The following is a 24,049-nucleotide window of genomic DNA, read 5'->3' as shown; positions in this document are numbered from 1 at the left end:
GCCACGGGCTGCCGACGCGGCGCGGCTTGACCAGAATGAGGGGGAAACGCGGACACCCGCGCGCCTAGTCTGTGGGCCACTGATCATCGGCCACCCCCCCCAAGGAGTCCATGTGCAGGGCGCAAGCAGACGTACCGCAGTCCTCCGCCGCGAGGCCGTCCTCGCCACCGTCCCGGTCGCCGTGGCGGCGCTGCTGGCCGGCGCCGGAACGGCCTCGGCGAGCACGATAGGCGCCGCGGGCGCGGGCGACCCCTACTTCCCGCTCAGCGGCAACGGCGGCTACCACGTCAGCCACTACGACCTGACGCTCCGCTACGACACCTCGTCCCGGCACCTCGACGGCAAGGCGGTCCTCACCGCCCGCGCCACCGAGAAACTCACCCGCTTCGACCTCGACCTCAGCGGTCTGAAGGTCACCAAGGTGACCGTCGACGGCCGGACCGCGCGTTTCAGCCGCAGCGGGCAGGAGCTCGTCGTCACGCCGGCGCGGGCGCTGGCGAAGGGCCGGGACTTCCGGGTCACCGTGCTGTACAACGGCACCCCCAAGCAGGTCACCGACCCCGACGGCTCGGCCGACGGCTGGATCCGCACCGACGACGGCGCGTTCGTCGCCGGGGAGCCGCAGGGCGCGATGACCTGGTTCCCGGCGAACAGCCACCCCAAGGACAAGTCGTCGTACGACTTCACGATCACCGTCCCCAAGGGCCGCACCGCCGTCGCCAACGGCGTCCTCCTCGGGCAGCGCACGTCCGACGGCCGCACCACCTTCCGGTGGCGCCAGACCGAGCCGATGGCCGCGTACCTCGCCACCGCCACGGTCGGCAAGTTCAAGGTCGAGCAGTACACCACCCGGGACGGGATCAAGGTCTACAACGCGGTCGACCCGCGCGAGGCGAGCGGGTCCGCGGCGGTGCTGAAGAAGCTGCCGTCGGTGCTGGAGTGGGAGAGCAAGCTGTTCGGGCCGTACCCGTTCCGCTCCGCCGGGTCGATCGTCGACCACGCGCCGAGCGTCGGGTACGCGCTGGAGACGCAGGGCCGGCCGATCTACGACTCGGCGCCGGACCTGAGCACGCTCGTGCACGAGAACGCCCACCAGTGGTTCGGCGACTCCGTCTCCCTCACCGCCTGGAAGGACATCTGGCTCAACGAGGGCTTCGCCACGTACGCCGAGTGGCTGTACAGCGAGCAGCACGGGGGCGACAGCGCGCAGAAAACCTTCGACGCGCTGTACGCGAAGCCGGCGAGCAACGAGCTGTGGGCGTACCCGCCGGCGGACCCGGGCAGCGGGGAGAACATCTTCGGCACGCCGGTCTACGCGCGGGGCGCGATGGCGCTGCACGAGCTGCGGAAGGCGGTCGGGGACGCGGCGTTCTTCCGGATCCTGCGGGACTGGGCTTCGCAGCACCGGTACGGGCACGGGACCACCGCGGAGTTCGTGAAGCTCGCGGAGAAGGAGTCGGGGAAGGATCTCGGTTCGCTGTTCCAGACGTGGCTGTACAAGAAGGGGAAGCCGTAGCGGGTCGGGTGCCGGCCGGTGGGGGTTGTTCGCGCCCACGCGGCGGCAGCCGCATATGGACACAGCCCCGCGCCCCCAAGGGGGGCGCGCTGCTGCTAACGGGCGTCAAAAGCTGACGAGTTTCTTACAATCGTCGGCCAGGGTCGTTTACATGATCCATCGCAGAACGGCTGTCGCCCTTCTCTCCGCCTCCCCGCTCCTGCTCTCCGGGTGCGGGGGTGGCGCAGAGGCCGCGCCGAACCGGTCGCAGGACGACCGGCCGGCGACGGCGACGGCTTCCCCCGCACCCGAGAGCAGCAGTCCGCAGCCGAGCGGCATACCCGGGCTCGGGCCGAAGACGACGGCCGCGATACCCCGGCGGGCGGAGCAGGTCGTCGTCGCCACCGGGCGGGGCAGGAACTCGCCGCTGTCCACCGTCGTTCTCCACGAACGCGACGACGACGTCTGGCAGCCCGGCGCCCGTTGGCCCGCGCACAACGGCAGGGACGGCTGGAGCGAGCACCACATGGCCGGGGACCTGCGCTCGCCCGTCGGCGTGTACGGGCTGACCGATGCCGGGGGCCTGCTCGCCGACCCCGGGAGCAGCCTGCCCTACCACCAGTCCTACGGCTTCACCTCGCCCGGGACCGGGTTCGAGGGCGAGTCGCTGGAGGGTTCCTTCGACTACGTGATCGCCGTCAACTACAACCGGGAGCCCGGTACCTCACCGCTCGACTGGACCCGGCCGATGGGCGCGAAGCGGGGCGGTGGCGTGTGGCTGCACGTCGACCACGGTGGCCCGACGCACGCCTGTGTGAGCGTCGCCAAGGCGCACATGAAGGAGCTGCTGCGCGCCCTCGACCCGGACCGGCATCCGGTCGTCGTCATGGGGTACGCCGACTGGCTCGCCCAGTAGGCCGCCCGAACTCCGCTTAGGATCCGAACCTGTGTGCGCACATGTACTGGTCGCCGAGGACGACGAGATGCAGGCCGAGCTGATCCGGAGATCGCTGCTCGCCGAGGGGCACAGCGCGACCGTGGTCCATGACGGGGCCGCGGCGCTCGACGCGGCCCGGCGGCTCGGCCCCGACCTGGTCGTCCTCGACCTGATGCTCCCGGTGATCGACGGCTTCGGCGTCTGCCGGGTGCTGCGCGGCGGCGACCCGGAGATCCCGGTGCTGATGCTCACGGCCCGGTCCGACGAGGACGACGTGCTGCTCGGCCTGGAGCTGGGCGCCGACGACTACATGACCAAGCCGTACAGCCCGCGCGAGCTGATGGCCCGGATCCGGACGATCCTGCGGCGCAGCGGGCGGGCCGCCGCCGTCCGGGAGGAGGAACCCGCGGTGACCGCCGCCGGGATCAGCGTCGATCCCGTGCGGCACCAGGTGCGCTGCGACGGACAGCCGGTGGAGGTGACCCCGGCCGAGTTCCAGATCCTGCTCGCCATGGCGGGGGAACCGGACCGGGTGTTCAGCCGGCGGCAGCTGCTCCAGTGCACCCGCGGTTTCGACCGGTCCTCCACCGAACGGGCCGTCGACGTCCACGTGATGAACCTGCGCCGGAAGATCGAGGCCGATCCCCGGCGGCCGGTGCGGCTGGTGACCGTGTTCGGCGTGGGCTACAAGCTGACCGGAGGACGGCCGTGAAGCCCCGGATACCGTGGCGCAAACGGCTGCTGGTCCGGCTGCTGTTCACCTCGGTGCTGATCGCCCTCTGCTCCGTGGCCGCCACCGCCTGGCTCGCCGTGACGACCACCACCAGCGCGCTGGAGGAGGAGCAGGGCCAGGACCTGGCCGCCGACAACAAGATCCTCGCCGAGCTCAGCGGGTACGCGGCGGACCACCCGGACTGGAGCGGGGTCCAGCACACCGTGCGGGCACTGGCCGCGAAGACCGGCCGCAGGATCGCCCTGACCAACGCCGACCGCACGCTGATCGCCGACTCGGCGTCCCACGACACCCCGCTGCCCCCTCGGTCCGCGGCCACCGTGGACCCCCTGCACACCGACACCTACACCGAGTTCGGCGCCCAGCTCAGCGGTATCGACCCGCGCGCGGTCGGCCCGTTCCGGCTCACCGCGGCCGAACGCACGAAGATGGACCTGGTCGCGGAGAAGCAGAAGTCCTGCTTCGACCGGTTCAGCGCCGGCATCAGCGTCCAGCACACCCCGAGCGGGCGGCCCTACCTCGTCGTCGAGGACGGCACGGACACCTCCTATTACTACAAGTACGGCTGCGGCGACCTCGTCATGACCGGGGCCACCGGTCGCAACTCGACGCTCGACTTCCCGACCTCCACCGAGACGAAGGCCCTCACCGCGCTGACCGGCCTGGCCCGCCCCTGCCTCCAGGCCAAGGACATGGACCTGGGCGGCAAGCTGTCCCTCACCTACGACACCACCGGGCGCAACCCGGTCTCCGGCGGCTTCCTCATCACCAAGAAGGACGTCAGACGGTCGATGGACCAGATCGCGAAGAACTGTGTCCTCGACGCCCGGCGCACCCAGCTCGGACCGTACGTCGCCCCGGCCGCCGAACTCTTCCTCGGCATCGGCGACCAGACCGCATCCCGCTTCGACATGTCCCGGGCCAACAAGGCGAAGATCGTCGGCGCGGCCGGCCTCGTCCTCGCCGTCACGGTCGCCGTCACCGCCGTCGTCGCCATGCGCCTGGTACGGCCGCTGCGCGCGCTCACGGCCGCCGCGCAGCAGCCGCCCGAACTGCACGTCCGGGCCCGGGTGCGCACCCGGGACGAGACGGGGCTGCTGGCCGAGGCGTTCAACGACCTCACCGAGCGCCGGGAGCGCCTGGAGGAGCAGCGCAAGGCGATGGTCAGCGACATCGCCCACGAACTGCGCAGCCCCCTCACCAACATCCGCGGCTGGCTGGAGGTCACCCGGGACGGCCTCGTCGACCCCGACCCGGCCCTGCTGGGCTCCCTGCACGAGGAGGCCCTGGTCCTCCAGCGGATCATCGACGACCTCCAGGACCTGGCCGCCGCCGACGCCGGCACCCTGCGCGTGCACCGCGAACCGGTGCGCGCCGCCGACCTGGTCGACCAGGCCGCCGCCGCCCACCGGGTCGCCGCAGACGCGGCCGGGGTCACCCTGCTCACCGACACCGACACCGACAACGCCGCCTGGCTGCACGCCGACCCGGTGCGGATGCGGCAGGCCCTCGGCAACCTGGTCTCCAACGCGATCCGGCACACCCCCGCCGACGGCACGGTGACACTCGCCGCCCGCCGTGACGGCGGCGACGTCGTCCTCACCGTCACCGACACCGGCCCGGGCATCGCCGCCGACGACCTCCCGCACGTCTTCGAGCGGTTCTGGCGCGCGGAGAAGTCCCGCAGCCGCCGTACCGGAGGCAGCGGCCTCGGCCTGCCGATCGTGCGCCATCTGCTCGCCGCCCACGACGGCACCGCCGAGGTGCGCAGCGAACCGGGCAAGGGCGCCGAGTTCACCCTGCGGTTGCCGGCCGCCCCGGCCCCGGCCGACGTCAGCTGAACCGGCCTTCCGGCCGACGTCAGCTGAACCGGCCTTCCGGCCGACGTCAGCTGAACCGGCGCGCCGCCCGCTGCCGGCGCCGGGCCAGCAGCCGGCGCTCCGCCTCGGTGGTACCGCCCCAGACGCCGATCGCCTGCCCGCTCTCCATCGCCCAGCGCAGGCACGGCTCCTGCACCGGGCAGCGCTCGCAGACCGCCTTCGCCCGCCGCGTCTGATGCAGCGACGGGCCGGTGGTGCCGATCGGGAAGAAGAGGTCGGGATCCTCGTTGCGGCACTCGGCGCGGTCTCGCCAGTCGTCCATCGAAGTCACCTGCGATCCAAGTCGACTCTGCCGTTGCGGGTGCGCGTTGCTCGGATCCGGGTCACCGCAGCGGGCGCGGCCGAAACGGCCAAGTCCTCGGGAGTGCGCGGGCGGTCACTGCTCGCGCAGACCCCAGGGGGAGCCGTATTCGGTCAGCAGGTCGAGGAACGGGCGGGCCGGGAACGCCTCCGGGCCGAGGACGCCCGAGCCCGACCACGCGCCGGTGGCCAGGAGTTCGAGGGCGACGACCGGGTTGAGGGCCGTCTGCCACACCACGGCCTGACAACCGTACTCCGCCATCGACCACTCGTTGTCGACAACGTGGTAGAGATACACCTCCCGTGGCTGTCCGTCCCGCACCCCGCGCACCCAGGTGCCCGCGCAGGTCTTGCCGCGCATGCGCTCGCCCAGCGTCGCCGGGTCGGGCAGCGAGGCGGCGACCACGTCCCGGGGCGAGACCGCGACCGGGCCGTCGGCGCCGGGCACGGTCACCGGGGTGGTGCGGTCCAGGCCCAGCAGGTGCAGCGTCCTCAGCGTCTCGATGAACTCGGTCCCGAGCCCGTACTTGAAGGTGACCCGCCGTGCGTCCACCCAGCGCGGTACCAGCAGCACCTCCTCGTGCTCGACGTTCACGCACTCCACCGGCCCGATGCCGTCCGGAAAGTCGAACACCTCGGGCTCGCTGAACGGGGCGGTCGTGAACCAGCCGCGCCCCTTCTCGTACACGACGGGCGGGTTGAGGCACTCCTCGATGGTGGTCCAGATGCTGAAGGAGGGCGCGAAGTCGTAGCCGTCCACGGTCAGGTTCGCGCCGTCGCGGATGCCGATCTCCTCGATCTCGTCGAAGAGCTCGTCGGCCGCGTACCGGGCGAACACGTCCGACAGACCGGGCTCCACCCCCATGCCGACCAGCGCCAGCGCACCCGCCTTCTCCCACTCCCCGGCCAGCGCGAACTGCTCGTCACCGAGCTTCACCCCGCACTCCTCGTTCGGACGCTCGGGATGCGGCCGGGACAGCGACATCGCCATGTCGAGATAGCTCGCGCCGGCCTTCCGGGCGGCCCGGAACAGGGGCATGACGAAGCGCGGGTCGGTGGCGTTGAGCAGCACGTCGCAGCCGTGCCGGGCCAGCAGCGCGGCGACGGCGGCCTCGTCACCGGCGTCGACGCGCTCGGCGCGGAACCGGTCGTCGCCGACGGCCGCCACCGCCGCCTCGGCGCGCGCCGGATCGTAGTCGGCGACCACCATCAGGTCGAAGAACGGCCGCCGGGCGGCGATCCGGGTGACGGCGGTGCCCACACCACCGGCTCCCACGAGCAGTACACGCATGCGGGGATCTCCTTCTGGGACAGAGAGCGAGGTCGAGTACGGGGGCGCCTTGGCCGGAATGAAACGCCGGGCCGTCACATAAGGTCAATGGCGTTGGCATAAGAACGCGAGAACGGCAGGGAGCGTGCGATGCCCAAACCGGTCGTACCGGAGGAGAAGCGCCGCAGGCGCCGCCCCACCCGTGGCGGCACGGTGCTCTCCGAGCGGCTGATCGTGGAGACCGCGCTGCGCCTGCTGCGCGAGCACGGCAGCGCGGGCCTGACCGCCCGACGGCTGGGCCTCGCCCTCGACTGCGACCCCAGCACCCTGTACCGCTACTTCCGGGGCATGGACGACCTGACCCTGGCGATCGGCGACGCGCTCATCGGCCAGGCGCTGGCCGGCTGGACGCCGACGGGGGAGTGGCGGACCGACCTGCGCACGATCGGCCTGCGCATCCACGCGCAGTACGTCGCCCACCCGCAGGCGGCCCTGCTGACGACGAACCGGGTGACCGGCCGGGCCCACGAACTCGCCGCAGACGAGGCGGTCCTGGACGTCCTGCGCACGGCGGGCTTCTCACTCCCCGAGACCGTGCGCGTCTACCACGCCTTCATCGACCAGACCCTGGCCTTCGCAGCCCTGGACGCGGCCTCCCTCGCCCTCCCGAAGGACTCCCAGCGCGCCGACGAGGACAAGTGGAACTCGACCTACGCCCGCCTCCCGCACACGAGTCACCCCCGCATCGCGGAGGCGTCGCGGCTACTGGCGAAGCGCATGGTGACGAGTGCCTATCCAACGGCCCTGGAGATGCTGCTCGACAGCGCAGGACGGCGCCTGGAAGCGCCCCTTTAGGGGCGCGGGGCTGTTTCCGATATGCGGCTGCCGCCGCGTGGGCGCGACAAGCCCCCACCCACCCGCACCCGCGCTACGACCGTTCACCCCCCTACGGCTGGCGCAACGCACCCCCCGCCGCCCGCAAGACCGCCTGCGCCACCGCCCCCAGAGCCGGCGAATCCAGCTTCCACTGCTGCCAGTACAACGGTACGTCCACCCACAGCTCCCGCCCACCGAGCCGCACCAGCCGCCCCTCCCGCAACCGCGGTTCCGCCTGCGGCTCCGGCACCATCCCCCACCCCAGCCCGGCCGTCACCGCGTCCACGAACCCCTCGGACGTCGGCACGTGGTGGCGCAGCGCACTCGCGCCCGCACCCCCCAGCCGCCGTACGAACCCGTCCTGGAAGTCGTCGACCCGGTCGAACACGATCACCGGCGCCTCGGCCAGCGCATCCGGCAGCACCCCCGTCTGACACGCCGCCGCGAACTCCGGCGCCGCCACCGGCAGGTACCGCATCCGCCCCAGCGCCCGCACCGAACACCCCGGCACCGCGTCCGGCGACGAGGTCACCGCCGCCATCACCAGCCCCTCCCGCAGCAGCGTGGCCGTGTGGTCCTCGTCCTCCCGCCGCAGTTCGACGAAGACGCCCGGCAACCCGGTCAGCGCCGGCAGGAACCACGTCGCCAGCGAGTCCGCGTTGACCGCGACCGACACCCGGGTCGGTTCCCCGGCGCCGCTCATGCCGAGTTCGCCGCGCGCGTCCCGCTCCAGCCGGGCCAGCTGCCGGGCGAACCGGACCAGCACCTCGCCCGACTCCGTCGGCCGCACCGGCTTGGTGCGCTGGAGCAGCACCCGGCCCGTGCGCTGCTCCAGCGCCTTCACCCGCTGGCTGACCGCCGACGGCGTCACATGCAGGGCCGCGGCAGCCGCGTCGAACGTGCCCTCGTCCACCACCGCCAGCAGGGTCCGCACCTGGTCGAGGGGAAGCTCCACCGCCTCCCTCCTTCCTCGGATCGTCCTACTTCAGTACTGCTAAAGGTACGTAAAAATCTTTAGCTGTACCCACGGTGATCGCTTCCGTAGCGTCGAGGACATGTCCAGCACCCTCGCCGCCGCTGCCGCAGGCTTCGGCAGCGGCCTCTCGCTCATCGTCGCCATCGGCGCCCAGAACGCCTTCGTGCTGCGCCAGGGCATCCGCCGTGACGCGGTCCTCGTGGTCGTCGGCATCTGCGCGCTCTCCGACGCCGCCCTCATCTCGCTCGGCGTCGGCGGGGTGGGCGCGATCGTCGTGGCCTGGCCGGGGGCGGTACGGGCGGTCGGGCTGTTCGGTGGCGCCTTCCTGCTCTGCTACGGCGCCCTGGCCGCCCGCAGGGTCCTGCGGCCCGGCACCGGCGGCCTGCGCACCGAGGGTGAGGCGGCCGGGTCCCGGCGCCGGGCGATACTGACCTGCCTGGCCATGACCTGGCTCAACCCGCACGTCTACCTGGACACCGTGTTCCTGCTCGGCACCCTGGCCGCCGACCGGGGCGACCTGCGCTGGACCTTCGGCCTCGGTGCCGCGCTGGCCAGCCTCTGCTGGTTCACCGCCCTCGGCTTCGGCGCCCGGCTGCTCGGCCGGTATCTCGCCGGGCCGGCCGCCTGGCGGGTGCTGGACGGGCTGGTGGCGCTGACCATGATCGGGCTCGGCGTGATGCTGGTGGCGGGATCCTGAGGCGCCCTGACCCCGGAGCGGCCGCATCCTGAGACAACCGGTTCGGCAGCGGCAGAAGTTGCTGGGATAGTGAACCTGCAATCGAAAGATGTAGCGGGCATCGAGAAGAGCGGGACACCAGGAACTCCGTGGACACCAGCGAGAGCGGCACCCAGTCCGACACCCAGACCCCCGACGTCGCCACGGCCGCCCCGCCCCGGAGCGGCTGGCGACGCTGGGCGATGGACACCCGCCCGCTGCGCATCCCGGCCTACCGCCGGCTGTGGACCTCGACCATCGTCACCTCGGTCGGCAGCCAGCTAACCGCCGTGGCCGTGCCCAAGCAGATCTTCGACATCACCGGGTCGTCCGCCTGGGTCGGTGCGGCGAGCCTCGCCGGGCTGCTGCCGCTGATCGTGTTCGCGCTGTGGGGCGGCGCGGTCGCCGACACCATGGACCGCCGCAAACTGCTGCTGATCACCAACTTCGGCATCGGTGTCACCTCGCTGCTGTTCTTCGTCCAGGCGGCCACCGGGATGAAGTCCGTGGCCGCGCTGATGGTGCTGCTCGCGATGCAGCAGGCGTTCTGGGGGCTGAACGCGCCCGCCCGGACCGCCTCCATCGCCCGGCTGGTCCCCGAGGCGCAGCTGCCCGCCGCCAACGCGCTCGGCTCGACGGTCATGCAGACCGGGCAGGTGGTCGGTCCGCTGCTCGCCGGTGCCCTGATCCCCGTCATCGGGCTGCCCGAGCTGTACCTGATCGACGCGCTGGCGCTGTGCGTGACGGTGTGGGCGGTCTACCGGCTGCCCGCGCTGCCGCCGCTGGCGGGCGCGACGGCACGGCGCGCCGGGATCCGCGAGATCGCCGAGGGCTTCCGGTACATCTCCATGCACAAGGTGCTGCTGCTGTCGTTCCTCGCGGACATCATCGCGATGGTCTTCGGCATGCCCCGCGCCCTCTTCCCGCAGCTCGCCGTCCAGACGTACGCCTCGTACGGCGAGGGCCTCGCGCTCGGCCTGCTCTTCGCGGCGATCCCCGTCGGCGCGGTCCTCGGCGGGCTCTTCTCCGGTACCTTCTCGCGGGCCCGCCGGCACGGCTGGATGGTGATCGGCGCGGTCGTCGGCTGGGGCGCGGCGATCGCCGGGTTCGGGCTGAGCCGCAACCTCTGGGTCGCCGTGGTCTTCCTGGCCGCCGCCGGGGTCGCCGACATGGTCTCGATGGTCTTCCGCGGCGCGATCCTGCTCTCCGCCGCGACCGACGAGATGCGCGGCCGGATGCAGGGCGTGTTCACCGTGGTGGTCGCGGGCGGTCCGCGGCTGGCCGACGTGCTGCACGGCACCGCGGGCTCGGTCTTCGGTCCGCGGGCGGCGGTCGCGGGCGGCGGCCTGCTGGTGGTCGTGGTGATGCTGGCCCTGGCCGCGGCGGTCCCGGCCCTGCGCCGCTACCGCGTCTGACCGGCTATGCCGGCCGTCGCCCGACGTACGCGTCGAGAAGCTTGCCCCGGGTGACCTCCAGCCGGCTGGCGAGGATCTCGGCGACGGTCCGCACCAGGGACAGACCGAGCAGCGGATCCTCCACGCACAGCGCGAGCACGGCCGAGGCGTCGTACTCGTAGGCCCGTACCTGGCTGAAGGCCACCGCTCCGAAGTCCCAGGTGTACGGCGGGAACAGCCAGGACCAGCCGAGCAGGTCGCCGGCGCCCAGAGTGGCGACCGTGACCCGTTTGCGGGACGTCACCTCCTGGTCGAGGTTGACCGCTCCGGAGCGGATCACCCAGAAGCGGTCCGCGGTGCCGCCGGCCTCGAAGATCCTGCTGTCCTCGGGGAAGGACACCTCGTGAGCCAGTTCCATGAGGCGCTCGCGCTGGGTCTGGGGCAGTGCGGTCAGCAGTTTGATGGCTTTGGTCATGGCACGGGGCTCCTCGCCGGCGAGGGTACGGGGTGCACTCCCTACGCCCATTTCAGCCGCTGCCGCCCGGCCGGGCACCTCGAAGAGGGCGGCAATCGCCGCCGGGAGACGGTCCGGGCGTGAAAAAGCCCTGGCTGGACGGGGGAGGCCAGCCAGGGCCGTCAGAGGTGGTGCGGGAGGACCCGAAGTCAACTCCTCGACCACTTATGGGTGAACGGTAAACCATCCAGAGCCGTTTCGTGTAGCTGGGAACAGGCTACGTGACCCGTTTCACTTTGGGGAGCCCCTCGCGGCACCCGAACGGGTTTGGCCGCGTCCCGACCGGTGAGGCGGAAGAGGGAGACCCCGTACGGACGGGACACAGCCGACACACAACGGGTCCACCACCCAGGGGCCGGATGCAGGTCTCCCGGCTCCTCAGCCGTAGCTGCGCCCGGGGCGGAGCCGAAGCCCCTGGGCGGGTCCTTCTGATCTCCACGGACGGATCCCCGCGGACGCGGCAGCCGGATCCCCGGCCGGCCGCCGGGTCAAGGCGCCGTGACACCCTTTCAGGCGGCCGCCCGGGGCCGCACCGGTACCCCCAGCGGCCGGGCCAGGCCCACCACCGCTTCGTCCAGGCGCTGCAGATGCCGCAGCACCCGGTCGGTCACCCGGCCGTAGCGCGGGGCCCGGAGGGTGCCGGGTTCCAGCATCGCCGCGATGCTGGGACCGGTCTCGATCCCGGGGACGGGCTGTCCGCCGGCCACCTGGGCGGAGATCGCCTCGATGTTGTGCACGATCCGCCGCCCCGCCCCGCGCAGCCGGGGATCCGCCGCGATCGACGGATGGGTGGGCAGCAGCTCCGCCGTCGCGGCCAGGGACCGCGCGTGATAGGCGCAGGTCTCCAGGAGAGCCACGACATAGCGCGCGGTGTCCCGGCGGGAGCGCAGCGGGGTGATCGGATGCGTCAACGGCTGCACGGCCGCCGCCAGATCGGCCAGCGCCTGGTCCAGGTCACGGGCCTTCTCCACCAGGTCGACCGGCGGCGCCCCGCTCAACTGGTCGGCCGAGGCCCGGGTGACGTCGGCCAGCCGGTCCAGCGTCTCGGCCAGCAGTTCGTCGGTACGGCGGTCGGTGTGCACCGGCAGCACCACCGCGGCCGCGATCACCCCGCACACCGCACCGAGCGCGGTCTCCGCCACCCGCAGCACCAGGACGTCCAGGCTGTAGGTGTTGAGCAGCGTGTACAGCAGGCCCAGCATCGCCGTCACGAAGAACGACATCAGGGTGTACGAGATCGGCGCCGAGTAGAACATCGCGAAGATGAAGACCAGCACCAGCCCGAACGCCGTCCAGGTGTGGTGCCCGACCAGGCCCGCGAGCACGATGCCGGCCACCACGCCGAGCACCGTGCCGAGCAGCCGCCGGTAGCCCTTCACCAGGATCTCGCCGGTGGACGCGGTGTTGATGAACACGATCCAGCAGGTCAGTACCGCCCAGTACCAGCGCTGGGCGGAGAGGAACTCCCCGCCGACGATGGCCAGTGACGAGCCGACCGCCACCTGCACCGCCGCCCGCGTGGTCGGCCGGCGCAGCCCGGTCGCCTCCTCCGCCTCCCGGTCCCCCTCCTCGACGCCCTCGATGGACGCGTCCTCGGCGTCCAGTTCCTCCCGGGACCGGGAGGTGGCCGGGGTGTCGTCGGACTCGTCCTGCGGCCCGTCCAGCGCGATCCGCAGCCCCAGCACGGCCCGCGCGGCCTCGCCGATGCCCCGGAACACGTCCTGCACGGCGGGCGGGGCGGGCGGCAGCTGCTCCTCCTCGCGGTAGCCGAGCAGCCGGTTGCGGAGCCGGGCCAGCGCGGTTCCCTTCTCGGGTCCGGCGGGGCGCAGCACCAGCAGCCGCAGCGCCTCCAGATCGAGCCGCAGCCGCTCCATCGCCTCGTCCCGCACCGGCTCCACGGCCGCCGACGGCAGCGGGGCACCCGGCAGATGGAGGGTGAGGGTGTCCGCCCGTTCGGCGCTGCGGGCGGTGAGCAGCAGCAGCCCGAGCCGCTCGGCGGCGATCTCGGCGTCCGCGATCCGGCGCTGCACCAGCCTGGCCACCGCCTCGTCGGAGGTGCCGTCCACGAGCCGTCCCTGGATCAGCAGCGCCGTCTCGTGCAGCCGAGCGGTCCTGACCCGGACCTCCTCCACCGCCTTGTCCAGCTCGTCCGGCCCGGCGTCCAGCAACTCCGCCTGCGCGGCCACCAGCTGGGCGAACCGGGCCCGGAAGGCCCGCCGCAGCCGGTCCAGGATGCCCGCGGCGGTCTCCCGCACCAGCACGAACCGCGCCACGGCCGCGCAGCCGAACGCCACCGTGATCGTGAGGTACAGGCCGGGCAGCGCGGACACGGTCGCGTGCACGAACAGCGAGGCGAAGTAGATCTGGAAGCCGACCAGCCCCAGCGCCGTGCCCCGGTCGCCGAACCGCCGGCTGTAGACCGCGCAGAAGATGAGCGCCACGAAGAACAGGTCGCCCATCACCACCCGGGAGTTGAGCAGCGCGCCCAGCGACATCGACGCCAGCGCCACCGGCAGGCCGAGGGCGAGCGTGACGGCCTGCTCCGGCCGCCCCTTCTCCCGGATCGCGAAGGTGGCCACCATCGCCGTGATGGCCCCGGCCACCAGATGGGACACGTCGAACCGCAGCGTCGCGAGGACGGCGAGCGTGAGCGCGATCGAGGTGACCGTGCGCAGCCCGGCGGTGAAGCGGAGCAGCCCCGGGTCGGCCGCCGCGAGCCGCCCCAGAACCTCCGCCCGCAGCGGCCGCCCCGCCGCTCTCACTCCGCCGCGCTCGCCGTCACGCAGGCGAGCTCCCGGGATCCTCGGGGCCCTCGGCGCGCGCCCGGACCTGCTCCGGCGTCAGATACGTGTCCGTGTACTCGAAGTCCTTGAGCCGGGCGGGCTTGCGGGACTGGAAACCCGTACGCACGAAGTCGTCACCGGCCAGCGCGTTCAGCAGCCAGTTGGTCGCGACCCGGGTCTTGGCCACGTTGGTGCGCAGCGCCGACCAGTGGTAGCCGCGGGCCACCACCTGGGCGGGCAGGCCGCGCAGTTCGATGCCCAGCGGCTTGGAGACCGCGTCCTTGCCGCCGAGGTCCACCACCAGGCCCAGGTCCTTGTGCACGTACGGGTGCAGCGGCTGGCCCCGCAGCGCCGCGATGACGTTGTCGGCGACCGCCTTGCCCTGCCGCATGGCGTGCTGCGCGGTCGGCGGGCAGACCGCACCCGGCTCGTCCTTCGCCTTGTCCGGCACGGCCGCCGCGTCACCCAGCGCGAACACCCCGTCGTGGCCCGGCAGGGTCATCTCGGCGTCGACCGCGAGCCGTCCCCGGACCGTCTCCGCGCCCATGGTGGCGATCAGCGGGCTGGCGACCACCCCGGCCGTCCAGATCAGCGTGTGGGTGGGCACCACCCGGCCGTCGGTGAAGGTGACCTCCGCCGGGCCCGCCTTCTCGATCGACACCCCCAGGGAGACGTCGATGCCGCGGCGCCGGAGCACCTCCTGAGCACTGCGGCCGAGCTTGTCGCCGAGCTCCGGCATCAGCTTCGGGGCGATGTCGATCAGGTGCCACTTGATCAGCTTCGGGTCCAGGTTCGGGTAGCGGTGCAGCGCCGCGTGCGTGAGCTTCTGCAGACAGGCCGCGGTCTCGGTGCCCGCGTAGCCGCCGCCGACCACCACGAACTGCAGCCGCGCGGCGCGTTCGGCCGGGTCGTCGCTGGCATCGGCCAGATCCAGCTGGGAGATGACGTGGTCGCGGATGTAGGCGGCCTCGGCGAGGGTCTTCATCCCGAACGCGTGCTCGGTCAGGCCGGGAATGTCGAAAGTGCGGGTGACACTGCCCGGGGCCAGCACGATGTAGTCGTACCGCTCGTTCACGAGCCGCTCGGTTATGGTGCGGATGACGCACACCTTGGACTTCAGGTCCACCCCGATCGCGCCGCCCGGGATGATCCGGGTGCGGTACTTCTTGCTGCGGCGCAGCGACACGGCGATCGACTGGGGCGTCAGCACGCCCGAGGCGACCTGCGGCAGCAGGGGCAGATAGAGCTGGTAGGAGGTCGGCGACACCAGGGTGACGTCGGCTTCGTCGGGGGAGAGTTTCCGCTCCAGGCGGCGCACGCACCCCACTCCGGCGAAGCCTGCGCCCACCACCAGGATCCTGGGTCGTGTCACGGTGTATCCCTTTCCGCTGCTCCAGGCCGTCCGGCTCGACGCCGTCCGCGTGCCCCGGAACGCTTGCTTCGCACCACATCGATCCCACCGTGCCCGACGCCGTTCCGCCAGCCGGGCGGAGCAGGCAGCCGAACGCGTGGGACCCAGCATGCCCCTGGATCGCCGGGAGAAACCGGCTCTCGCACAGATATGCGTCGGACTCGAGTCCGGCCGAAGGGCGTCCGTGGCGATCACGGACGCCAGTAGAGTGCCCGCCATGGCGCAGACCCAGCCCGGAACGGGCTTCCAGAAGCGGCACATCGACCCCGACCGCGTGGCCCCGCTGGTCGCCGCCCTGGACACCCAGGACGCGAACCCGGGTGTACGGAGGCTGCGCATCTGGGCCGAGGAGGCGCTGGCCGTGCGGCACGGCGAACGGCTCCTCGACGTCGGCTCCGGAACCGGCTCGCAGACCCGGATGCTGGCCGCCGCCGTCGGCCCGGACGGCGTCGCGATCGGCGTCGAGGTCAACCCGAGCCTGCGCGCGGTCGCCGAGGAGCGCTCCGCCGACAGCAGGGCCCGCTTCCTGCAGGGCGAGGCCGAGGCGCTGCCCGTGCCGGACGGCTCGATGGACATCGTGTGGTGCGAGCGGGTCCTCCAGCACCTCCACGAGCCCGACCGGGCCATCGCCGAGATGGCCAGGGTGCTGCGCCCCGGCGGCCGGGTGGCGGTGCTGGACACCGACTGGGGGACCACCCTCCTGCACCCCGGCGACCCGGCGGTGGTGCGCGCGCTCACCTCGGCCGCCCTCAACGGCGCCAACCCCTACGCCGGGCGCCGCCTGATCGGCCAGCTGAGCGCGGCCGGGTTCGTGGTCGACGACCGCGGCTCGCAGGCCCTGCTCCAGGACCACCGCACGGTCGCCTGGCCGCTGATCCGCATGCTCGGCGAGGCCGCCGTGCGCACCGGCGCGGTCACCGAGGAACAGCGGGACACCCTCTACGCCGATCTCGCCGAGGCCGCCGAACAGGGGGCGCTGCACATGTCGGTGACGATGTTCGGGGTGGTCGCGCACCGGCCGGAGTGACCACGCCCGGCCCCGGCCGGACCGGCCTCACCAGGGCAGGAAGGCGTGGACGTCCTTGCCGTCCGCGGTGACGACCACACTGACCTGGTCGCACAGGGTGTGCAGCAGGTGCCAGCCCACGCCGCCCCCGCCCCCGTGCGGGCGGAAGGGCCGCGGCTCGGGCCGGACCCGGCTGGTGTCGTGCACCGTGACGTGGACGCCGTCGTAGGTGCGGCGCATCCGCAGCTCGAAGGGGCCCGGCGCGTACTGGACGACGTTGGCGGCCAGTTCCGTCACGACCAGCAGGATGTCGTTCCAGCAGTCGGGACCGGTGGGCGGCGAGCTGCGGGCGAGGCCGGCGAGGAAGCCGTCGGCGGCCAGCCGGGCACCGGTCACATCGCGGAGCCGGCCCGGGAAGGAGACCGTGCATCCGCCGGTCGCCTCCACGGACCGTCCGTCGTCCCGCCGTGGTCCGGTCCCCATCTCGTCTCTTCCAGCCCCGGGAAGCGGCCGCCGTCGCGCCGGTCTCTCCCTTCGCGACGAGTTCCCACCCCGGCGGCGGATACGCGTGCTCCGTTCACCGGAACACGTTGTCGGAGTCGTCCCAGTCGGCCGGCTCCGGCTGGCCCGGCCGGCGCACCGCCTGCGAGCGGGCCTGGTACATGGCGTCTATCTCGGCCGCGTAGTGGCGCGCGATGGCGTCCCGGCGCAGCTTCATCGACGGCGTCAGCATGCCGTTGCCCGGGGCGAACGGCTCCTGGATCACCCGGTAGACCCGGATCGACTCGGAGCGGGACACCACGCTGTTGGCCGACGAGATGGCGCGGGCGATCTCCTCGCGCAGCGCGTTCTCCTCGCGCGCCTCGCGCCCCGGCGAGTCGCCCGGCAGCGCGAGCGCGCCCCGCCAGTGGGCGAGGAAGTCCGGGTCCAGGGTGATCAACGCGCCCACGCAGGGCCGGTCGTCGCCGACCACCACCGCCTGGTGCACCAGCGGGTGCATCCGCAGCCGCTGCTCCAGCGGGGCCGGGGCCACGCTCTTGCCGCTGCTGGTGATGATGATGTCCTTCTTGCGGCCCGTGATGGTCAGATAGCCCTCGGAGTCCAGCCGCCCGATGTCCCCGGTGGCCAGCCAGCCGCCGCGCAGCGCCGCCCGGGTCGCGTAGTCGTCGCCGACGTACCCCTGGAACACCGAGGGACCGCGCACCAGGATCTCGCCGTCGTCGGCCACCTGGATCTGGGTGCCCGGCAGCGCCTGGCCCACCGTGCCCGACTTCTCCCGGCCCAGCGGCTGCATGGTGATCCCGCCGCTGGACTCGGTGAGGCCGTAGCCGTCATGGACGAACATGCCGATGCCCTCGTAGAAGAGGGTGAGTTCACGGCTGAGCGAGGAGCCGCCGGACGTGGCCCGCAGCACCCGCCCGCCGAGTGCCCCGCGCAGCTTGCGGTACACCGTCCGCTCGTAGAGGGCGTGTTGCAGCCGCAGGTCCAGGGCGGGGCCGGCGCCGGTGCCCAGCCGCTGCCGCTCCAGGGCGGCGGCGAAGTCCCGGGCGGTCTCCGCGGCCCGCTCGAACAGGGCACCTCGGCCATGCTGCTGGGAGGTGCGCAGGAACGTCTTGTACACCTTCTCCAGCACCGACGGCACCGCGTACAGATAGGTCGGCCGGAACGTGGCCAGCGCCGCCGCCAGCGCGGCCTCGGTCATCTCCGGCTCGTGACCCATCAGGATCCCGCCGCGCAGACAGATCACCATCACCATCAGGCCGTACACGTGCGAGAACGGCAGGAAGGCCAGCACGGAGGCCTGCTCGCCCGGGCGAGCCGCGGTGTGCCCCCAGCCCGCCAGCAGCGTGTCGCAGGGGTAGGCCAGCCCGCGGTGGCTCAGCGCGCAGCCCAGCGGGCGGCCCGAGGTGCCCGAGGTGTAGGTGATGGCGGCCGTGGAGTCCGGCATCACGATCCGCCGCAGCGACTCCACCGTGGTCAGCGGCACGAACGTGCCCTTCTGTACGAGCTCGGGCAGCGCCCCCGCGTTCAGCTGCCACACGTGCTTGAGCTCGGGCAGCCCCTCGCACACGGTGCCGACGGTCATCACCGCCTGCTCGTCCTCGACCACCACGGCCACACAGCGGGCGTCCCGCAGGATCCACTCGACCTGGTCCCGCGCGGCCGTCGGGTGGATCGGCACCACCTCGGCCCCCACCGACCACAGCGCGAGGCCGAACACCGTCCACTCGTAGCGCGTCCGCGCCATCATGGCCACCCGCTGCCCGGGCGAGATCCCCGACGCGATCAGCCCCTTGGCCAGGTCGACCACCTCGTCCCGCAGTTCGACCGCGGTGACCTCCTCCCAGCCCGCGGGGGCGCCCTCGGGACGGCGCGCCAGCACCGGCAGGGTGGGGTTCCGGTCCGCCGTCTCGAAGATGCTGTCGGCGAGCCCGCCGGTCAGGGTCGAAGCGGTCGTCGGAGCGAGGGCGTCGTCGCGCATGCGCTGCTCCTGCATGTACGGAGGGTCACCCTCCCGATCGGTACTGTTGTCGATGCGGGTCGAATCTAGCCCAGGGGAGTGCGGCCCGTGTCGGGAACGGTCAACTCGTTTCCACCTGATGACAAAGCTCGACCCGGGAGTTCAGCCCTGGGTACGGCGCACGCACTCCACGACGACGTCCCGCAGGTTCCCGGTGCGCTCCAGGAACGACCGCTGTTCGCGGGCTCCGGTACCCCTGTGCAGCACCTGTGCGACGGCCTCCTCGACGCCGACCGTGTCACCGCTGTCGGCGAGCGCGTCCGCGGTGTGCGCCAGCAGCGTGCCCACCACCTCGGCGGCGGGCCTGGGCCGCATGGTCAGGGGGTCGAGAAGGTCCTGTTCGAGGCCGGTGCGGGCGGCCTGCCAGGAGGCCAGCCGGAGCATGCTCACGCTGGGGTCGAGCGGCGGGCGCCCGGCCCGCCAGTCGCGTGCGGCCGTCTCCACCAGGGCGCGGATCAGCGTGGCGACGAGCACGGTGGTGTCCGCCCGCAGGCACACGTCGGCCACCCGGATCTCCACCGTCGGGTAGCGCGTGGACAGCCGGGCGTCGAAGTACACCATCCCCGTGTCGAGGATGACCTCGCTGGCGACCATGTCCGCGACCCGTTGCCGGTACCGCTCGGCCGAGCCGAACAGTTCGGTCGGTCCCGCCGACGGGCCGCGCGCCCACAGCCGGCTGCGGAAGCTGGCGTAACCGGAGTCCCGGCCCTGCCAGAACGGCGAGTTGGCGCTGAGCGCGCGCAGCACCGGGAGCCACGGCCGGATCCGGTCGAGGACGGCGACCCCCTCCTCGTCGGACTCCACCGACACGTGCACGTGGCAGCCGCAGACGAACCAGTCGACCATGGCGGCGCCGAACCGCCCGGCCATCCAGTGGTACCGCTCGTGCCGGGTGAGCGCCGGGGCGACCGGCAGGGGGTAGGTGGCGAGCGCCGCGACCGCGCAGCCGATCTCGCCCGCCAGCCGGCCCGCCTCCTTGCGGCAGCCGACGACCTCGGCGCCGAGCTCCGCCATGTCCCGCTGCGGGCTGGTCGCGAGCTCCAGCATCTGCCCGAACAGTTCCTTCTGGAACACGGCCTGCCCGGGATCGTCCTGGGCGGCCCGGTCGACGACCGCCGCCGACCAGGGCACGGGCTCCCCGCTGTCCGGGTGGACCAGCAGGAGTTCTTCCTCCACACCGACGGTACGCAGCACAGGGAACCGCCCTCCGGCCGGGCCGCGACCGGGCGCGGCGGGGTCTTTCCACCCGGACTGCCCGGACCCGGCCGCGGAAACACGTGACGGGGCCCTCGACGGCCTACGGGGCGACAGGCTCCAGCCATACCGTGCCCAGCGGGGGCAGCGTGAGCCGCAGAGCCCCGTCGTCGGCGAGCAGCGGACCCCGGCTGACGACGTCCCCGCCGCCGTACCGGGCGCTGTCGGTGTTGAGGATCTCCCGCCAGACGGGCATCCCCTTGGGCACGCCCAGCCGGTAGCCCGGGCGGACCACGGGGGAGAGGTTGGAGACCGCCAGCAGCGGCCGGGCCTCGGCATCGAACCTCAGGAAGGCGAAGACGTTGTCCTCGGCCGCGTCACCCAGGACCCACTGGAAGCCCGCCGGATCGGTGTCCCGCTGCCACAGTGCGGGGTGCGCGCGGTACCCGGAGTTGAGATCCCGGACCAGATCCCGGACACCCCGGTGATCGGCCTCGGCCCCGTACTCGGGGTCGAGTAGCCACCAGTCGGGACCGTCGGCGTGGGACCACTCGCCGCCCTGGGCGAACTCCTGCCCCATGAAGAGCAGTTGCTTGCCCGGATGGGCCCACATGAAGGCCAGATACGCGCGGTGGTTGGCACGCTGCTGCCACCAGTCGCCCGGCATCTTCGACACCAGCGACCGCTTCCCGTGGACGACTTCGTCGTGGGAGATGGGCAGCACGTAGTTCTCGCTGTACGCGTAGACCATCGAGAAGGTCATCTCGTGGTGGTGGTACTTGCGGTGCACCGGCTCGTGCCTGATGTACTCCAGCGAGTCGTGCATCCAGCCCATGTTCCACTTCAGCCCGAAGCCGAGACCGCCGCTGTCGGTGGGCCGGGTCACCCCGTCCCACGCGGTGGACTCCTCGGCGATGGTCACCACCCCGGGCGCCCGCCGGTACACCGTCGCGTTCATCTCCTGCAGGAACGCCACCGCGTCCAGGTCCTCGCGCCCGCCGAACACGTTGGGCGTCCACTGCCCGGAGTCCCGCGAGTAGTCGAGGTAGAGCATCGAGGCGACGGCGTCCACCCGCAGCCCGTCGACGTGGAACTCCTCGCACCAGTACACGGCGTTGGCGACCAGGAAGTTGCGCACCTCCACCCGGCCGAGGTCGAACTCGTAGGTCCCCCAGTCCGGATGCTCGGCCCGTCGCTCGTCCCCGGGCTCGTACAGCGGGTCCCCGTCGAAGCGGGCCAGCGCCCAGTCGTCCTTGGGGAAGTGGGCCGGGACCCAGTCCATGATCACGCCGATGCCGGCCCGGTGCAGGGCGTCCACCAGGTACCTGAAGTCGTCGGGGGTGCCGAGCCGGGAGGTCGGCGCGTAGAAGCCGGTGACCTGGTAGCCCCAGGAGCCGCCGAAGGGGTGCTCGGCGACCGGCATGAACTCGACGTGCGTGAAGCCCAGGTCGTTGACGTACGCGGTGAGTTCCTCGGCCAGTTCGCGGTAGCTCAGGCCCGGCCGCCAGGACGGCAGGTGCACCTCGTACACCGAGAACGGTGCCTCGTGCACCGGGACGTCACCCCGGTGCGCCATCCACTCCGCGTCGTCCCACTCGTAGTGCGAGACCGTCACGATCGACGCGGTCGCGGGCGGAACCTCCGTCCGCCGGGCCATCGGGTCCGCCTTGAGGAACCGGCCGCCGTGCCGGGACGTGATCTCGAACTTGTACCGGGCGCCCTCGCCCACCCCCGGCAGGAACAGCTCCCACACCCCGGCCGCGCCCAGCGACCGCATCGGGAACTGCGTGCCGTCCCAGCACGTGAAGTCCCCGGCCACCCGCACGCCCCGCGCGTTGGGCGCCCATACGGTGAACCGGGTCCCGGCCACCCCGTCATGGACCATCGGCTCGGCACCGAGCGCCTTCCACAGCTGCTCGTGCCGCCCCTCCCTGATCAGATGCAGGTCGTACTCACCCAGCGCGGGCAGGAACCGGTACGGGTCGTGGACCTCCTGCTCCCCGTCCTCGTACGCGACGAGGAGGGTGTACGACGGGACCTCGGCGTACGGCAGCACGGCCGCGAAGAACCCGTCGTCCTCCGGCGCCAGAGGGCTGCGCACCCCGTCCACGAGCACGTTCACCGCTCGGGCGTGCGGGCGCAGCGCCCGGAAGAGGGTGCCGCCGTCCACCGGGCGGGCGCCCAGCAGGGCGTGTGGATCGTGGTGGGCGCCCGCGAGCAGCCGCCCGCGCTCGTCGGCGTCCAGCGGGGGAGCCGTGGGACGGGAGGGTCCCGAGGGCTCGGGGAGCGAAGAGTCACGCAGTGCTGCCATGTTGTCGTCAGCCTCCCCAGCGGGCGAGCCGCTCGATCGCGGCCATCGGAACCGGAAGCCAGGCCGGCCGGTGCCTGGCCTCGTACACCACCTCGTACACCGCGCGGTCCGTCTCGTGGGCGCGCAGCAGTGCGTGCTTCTTACGCGGGTCCCAGCCGGCCCGCGCAGCGTAACCCGCGCAGTAGGCCTCCCGGCAGCGGCGGGCCCACTCCGGGCGCCAGGGGCGGCGCTGCCGGGCCGCGTAGTCGAAGGAGCGCAGCATCCCGGCGACGTCCCGCACCGGCGACTGGGTGCTGCGCCGCTCGGCGAGCGGCCGGGTCGGCTCGCCCTCGAAGTCGATGACGAACCACTCGTGGTCCGCCCGCAGCACCTGCCCGAGATGGAGGTCGCCGTGGATCCGCTGGGCGAGCGGACCCCCGTCACAGGTGGCGAGCGCCTCGAAGGCGCCGCGCAGCCCCGGCACGAACGGCCGCAGCGCCGGCACCGCCTGCGCGGCCGCGTCCAGCCGCGCCGACATCGCCTCCGCCGTACGGCTGTGTTCGTCGTGGACGGCGGACGGAAAGGCGGCGGAGAGCGCGAGATGCACCTCCGCGGTGGCCCGGCCCAGCTCCCGCGACTCGGTGGTGAAGTCGTCCCCGGCCGCGAGCGCGCGCAGGGCGAGGGTCCAGCCGTCGGCCGCGCCGGGCAGGAAGGGCTGCAGCACCCCGAGCGTCGCCGGGCTCGGTTCGGTGGTGCGGAACCAGGCCACCGGCGCCGGGACCCGGGCACAGCCCTGCGCGGCCAGCGCGCCGGGCACCTCCAGGTCCGGGTTGACACCGGGCTGGATCCGCCGGAACACCTTCAGGATGTAGGAGTCGCCGTACACCAGCGAGGAGTTGGACTGCTCGGCGTCCAGCAGCCGCGGCGCGAGTCCGCCGGGTATCCGGGCGTCCGGGGCGGTCTCGAAGCGCAGCGGGCCCGCCGTGCCGGGTATGCGCAGCCGCTCCAGGAGCAGTTCGGCGGCGCGCGGGTCGTGCAGGGCGTCGTAGACGGCGAGCCCGGCCAGCGGGCCCTCCTCGGCCCGGCCTATGTAGGCCCGCTCCAGCCTGGGCGCGCGGTGTTCGCGGACGCCGAGCAGGAGCTGGTAGCAGTCACCGGACGGGGCGGCGGCGCCGCCCGGGGAGTGGTCGGCGTGGACCAGCAGGTGCAGGCAGCCGGGGAAGAGTTCGGTCATGGACAACACGGACAGCTCCGTGACGGGCCGGTCCTTGCCCGCGAACCAGCGCTGCCGGGGCAGCCAGTCGCGCAGCAGCCCGCCCAGCGAGACCAGCGGCCGGTCGAGGCCGGCCGTCGTGCCTCTGGGCAGGCCAACGGTCTTCGTCATCGTGACGCGTCCTTTCCTCGGCTCCGCACGCTCAGCGCCGACTGCCGGTGCGGGAAGCGACTCGGGAGAGCCGGAACCAGTAGAAGCCGTGCCCCGCGAGGGTGAGCAGATACGGCAGTTCACCGACGGCGGGGAAGCGCACCCCGCCGATCAGCTCGACCGGGTGCCGGCCGTCGTAGGCCCGCAGGTCGAGTTCGGTGGGCTGGGCGAACCGGGAGAAGTTGTGCACGCACAGGACCAGGTCGTCCTCGTATTCGCGCAGGAACGCCAGGACGGCCGGGTTGGAGGACTGCAGTTCGGTGTAGGACCCCAGTCCGAAGGCAGGATTCTGCTTGCGGATCTCGATCATGCGGCGGGTCCAGTGGAGCAG

General features: G+C 72.5%; 20 protein-coding genes. 8 read left to right on the top strand and 12 right to left on the bottom strand.

Annotated features, from left to right (window positions below):
* The first annotated feature begins 112 nt into the window (after positions 1-112).
* From ABZ887_RS40285 to ABZ887_RS40270, 4 genes are all read left to right on the top strand, one after another.
* The gene (locus ABZ887_RS40285; RefSeq protein WP_361301515.1) at positions 113-1,516 is read left to right on the top strand and encodes a M1 family metallopeptidase; all 1,404 of its coding nucleotides are present in this window, start codon (positions 113-115) and stop codon (positions 1,514-1,516) included.
* 151 nt (positions 1,517-1,667) lie between these two features.
* Entirely contained in the window at positions 1,668-2,411 is a 744-nt protein-coding gene (locus ABZ887_RS40280) for a hypothetical protein (protein WP_361301512.1), read from the top strand.
* Between the two features lie 31 nt (positions 2,412-2,442).
* The gene (locus ABZ887_RS40275) at positions 2,443-3,144 is read left to right on the top strand and encodes a response regulator transcription factor (RefSeq protein WP_361301509.1); all 702 of its coding nucleotides are present in this window, start codon (positions 2,443-2,445) and stop codon (positions 3,142-3,144) included.
* Entirely contained in the window at positions 3,141-5,006 is a 1,866-nt protein-coding gene (locus ABZ887_RS40270) for a HAMP domain-containing sensor histidine kinase (protein ID WP_361301506.1), read from the top strand. The genes ABZ887_RS40275 and ABZ887_RS40270 overlap by 4 nt, the downstream gene beginning before the upstream one ends.
* Before the next feature lie 46 nt (positions 5,007-5,052).
* On the opposite strand, the gene ABZ887_RS40265 is transcribed toward ABZ887_RS40270, so the two are convergent.
* Positions 5,053-5,307, bottom strand: coding sequence for a WhiB family transcriptional regulator (locus ABZ887_RS40265; protein ID WP_089102668.1), 255 nt, complete (start codon positions 5,305-5,307; stop codon positions 5,053-5,055).
* A gap of 114 nt (positions 5,308-5,421) precedes the next feature.
* Positions 5,422-6,636 (bottom strand): saccharopine dehydrogenase C-terminal domain-containing protein, encoded by a 1,215-nt coding sequence (locus tag ABZ887_RS40260; RefSeq protein ID WP_361301502.1) that lies wholly within the window; start codon positions 6,634-6,636, stop codon positions 5,422-5,424.
* Positions 6,637-6,765: 129 nt separating this feature from the next.
* Here ABZ887_RS40260 and ABZ887_RS40255 point away from each other — a divergent pair, with 129 nt between their 5' ends.
* On the top strand, positions 6,766-7,470 hold the full coding sequence (locus tag ABZ887_RS40255; protein WP_361301499.1) for a TetR/AcrR family transcriptional regulator: 705 nt from the start codon (positions 6,766-6,768) through the stop codon (positions 7,468-7,470).
* Between the two features lie 91 nt (positions 7,471-7,561).
* Here the strand turns inward: ABZ887_RS40255 and ABZ887_RS40250 are convergent, their stop codons facing one another.
* A complete protein-coding gene (locus ABZ887_RS40250) occupies positions 7,562-8,446 on the bottom strand; it encodes a LysR family transcriptional regulator ArgP (RefSeq protein ID WP_361301496.1) in 885 nt (294 codons plus the stop codon).
* Between the two features lie 100 nt (positions 8,447-8,546).
* On the opposite strand from ABZ887_RS40250, the gene ABZ887_RS40245 reads away from it, so the two are divergent.
* Both ABZ887_RS40245 and ABZ887_RS40240 read left to right on the top strand, forming a co-directional pair.
* Complete coding sequence (locus ABZ887_RS40245; protein WP_361301493.1) at positions 8,547-9,164, top strand: LysE family transporter; 618 nt, start codon at positions 8,547-8,549, stop codon at positions 9,162-9,164.
* Between the two features lie 128 nt (positions 9,165-9,292).
* On the top strand, positions 9,293-10,597 hold the full coding sequence (locus tag ABZ887_RS40240) for an MFS transporter (protein ID WP_361301490.1): 1,305 nt from the start codon (positions 9,293-9,295) through the stop codon (positions 10,595-10,597).
* Between the two features lie 4 nt (positions 10,598-10,601).
* On the opposite strand, the gene ABZ887_RS40235 is transcribed toward ABZ887_RS40240, so the two are convergent.
* From ABZ887_RS40235 to ABZ887_RS40225, 3 genes are all read right to left on the bottom strand, one after another.
* On the bottom strand, positions 10,602-11,051 hold the full coding sequence (locus ABZ887_RS40235; protein ID WP_361301487.1) for a cyclic nucleotide-binding domain-containing protein: 450 nt from the start codon (positions 11,049-11,051) through the stop codon (positions 10,602-10,604).
* Between the two features lie 548 nt (positions 11,052-11,599).
* Positions 11,600-13,852 (bottom strand): FUSC family protein, encoded by a 2,253-nt coding sequence (locus ABZ887_RS40230; protein ID WP_361301484.1) that lies wholly within the window; start codon positions 13,850-13,852, stop codon positions 11,600-11,602.
* A gap of 16 nt (positions 13,853-13,868) precedes the next feature.
* Positions 13,869-15,245: an NAD(P)/FAD-dependent oxidoreductase gene (locus ABZ887_RS40225; RefSeq protein ID WP_361301481.1), complete on the bottom strand. Its 1,377-nt coding sequence runs from the start codon at positions 15,243-15,245 to the stop codon at positions 13,869-13,871.
* A 256-nt stretch (positions 15,246-15,501) separates the two neighbouring features.
* On the opposite strand from ABZ887_RS40225, the gene ABZ887_RS40220 reads away from it, so the two are divergent.
* A complete protein-coding gene (locus ABZ887_RS40220) occupies positions 15,502-16,311 on the top strand; it encodes a methyltransferase domain-containing protein (protein ID WP_361301478.1) in 810 nt (269 codons plus the stop codon).
* A gap of 27 nt (positions 16,312-16,338) precedes the next feature.
* Here the strand turns inward: ABZ887_RS40220 and ABZ887_RS40215 are convergent, their stop codons facing one another.
* The 6 genes from ABZ887_RS40215 to ABZ887_RS40190 all read right to left on the bottom strand — a co-directional run.
* Positions 16,339-16,773: an ATP-binding protein gene (locus ABZ887_RS40215; protein WP_361301475.1), complete on the bottom strand. Its 435-nt coding sequence runs from the start codon at positions 16,771-16,773 to the stop codon at positions 16,339-16,341.
* 94 nt (positions 16,774-16,867) lie between these two features.
* Positions 16,868-18,772 (bottom strand): AMP-dependent synthetase/ligase, encoded by a 1,905-nt coding sequence (locus ABZ887_RS40210; RefSeq protein WP_361301700.1) that lies wholly within the window; start codon positions 18,770-18,772, stop codon positions 16,868-16,870.
* Between the two features lie 141 nt (positions 18,773-18,913).
* Complete coding sequence (locus ABZ887_RS40205) at positions 18,914-20,002, bottom strand: glutamate--cysteine ligase (protein ID WP_361301697.1); 1,089 nt, start codon at positions 20,000-20,002, stop codon at positions 18,914-18,916.
* 106 nt (positions 20,003-20,108) lie between these two features.
* The gene (gene glgB, locus ABZ887_RS40200; RefSeq protein WP_361301472.1) at positions 20,109-22,316 is read right to left on the bottom strand and encodes a 1,4-alpha-glucan branching enzyme; all 2,208 of its coding nucleotides are present in this window, start codon (positions 22,314-22,316) and stop codon (positions 20,109-20,111) included.
* 7 nt (positions 22,317-22,323) lie between these two features.
* Positions 22,324-23,679 (bottom strand): maltokinase, encoded by a 1,356-nt coding sequence (locus tag ABZ887_RS40195; RefSeq protein WP_361301469.1) that lies wholly within the window; start codon positions 23,677-23,679, stop codon positions 22,324-22,326.
* Between the two features lie 31 nt (positions 23,680-23,710).
* Positions 23,711-24,049: alpha-glucosidase C-terminal domain-containing protein (locus ABZ887_RS40190; protein ID WP_361301466.1), on the bottom strand; the 339-nt coding region annotated here is incomplete at its 5' end.

Source organism: Streptomyces sp. NPDC047061 (genome assembly GCF_040643955.1).
In the GTDB taxonomy this organism is placed as follows: Bacteria; Actinomycetota; Actinomycetes; order Streptomycetales; family Streptomycetaceae; genus Streptomyces.
This window is presented reverse-complemented; position numbering and strand designations above follow the sequence as displayed.

What these genes read in the sequence shown, in the direction of transcription:
- ABZ887_RS40245 (WP_361301493.1), top strand. Translation starts at nt 8,547, where the DNA reads ATGTCCAGCACCCTCGCCGCCGCTGCCGCAGGCTTCGGCAGCGGCCTC.
- ABZ887_RS40220 (WP_361301478.1), top strand. Translation starts at nt 15,502, where the DNA reads ATGGCGCAGACCCAGCCCGGAACGGGCTTCCAGAAGCGGCACATCGAC.
- ABZ887_RS40265 (WP_089102668.1), bottom strand. Translation starts at nt 5,307, where the DNA reads ATGGACGACTGGCGAGACCGCGCCGAGTGCCGCAACGAGGATCCCGAC.
- ABZ887_RS40255 (WP_361301499.1), top strand. Translation starts at nt 6,766, where the DNA reads ATGCCCAAACCGGTCGTACCGGAGGAGAAGCGCCGCAGGCGCCGCCCC.
- ABZ887_RS40280 (WP_361301512.1), top strand. Translation starts at nt 1,668, where the DNA reads ATGATCCATCGCAGAACGGCTGTCGCCCTTCTCTCCGCCTCCCCGCTC.
- glgB (WP_361301472.1), bottom strand. Translation starts at nt 22,316, where the DNA reads ATGGCAGCACTGCGTGACTCTTCGCTCCCCGAGCCCTCGGGACCCTCC.
- ABZ887_RS40235 (WP_361301487.1), bottom strand. Translation starts at nt 11,051, where the DNA reads ATGACCAAAGCCATCAAACTGCTGACCGCACTGCCCCAGACCCAGCGC.
- ABZ887_RS40195 (WP_361301469.1), bottom strand. Translation starts at nt 23,679, where the DNA reads ATGACGAAGACCGTTGGCCTGCCCAGAGGCACGACGGCCGGCCTCGAC.
- ABZ887_RS40260 (WP_361301502.1), bottom strand. Translation starts at nt 6,636, where the DNA reads ATGCGTGTACTGCTCGTGGGAGCCGGTGGTGTGGGCACCGCCGTCACC.
- ABZ887_RS40210 (WP_361301700.1), bottom strand. Translation starts at nt 18,772, where the DNA reads ATGCGCGACGACGCCCTCGCTCCGACGACCGCTTCGACCCTGACCGGC.
- ABZ887_RS40215 (WP_361301475.1), bottom strand. Translation starts at nt 16,773, where the DNA reads ATGGGGACCGGACCACGGCGGGACGACGGACGGTCCGTGGAGGCGACC.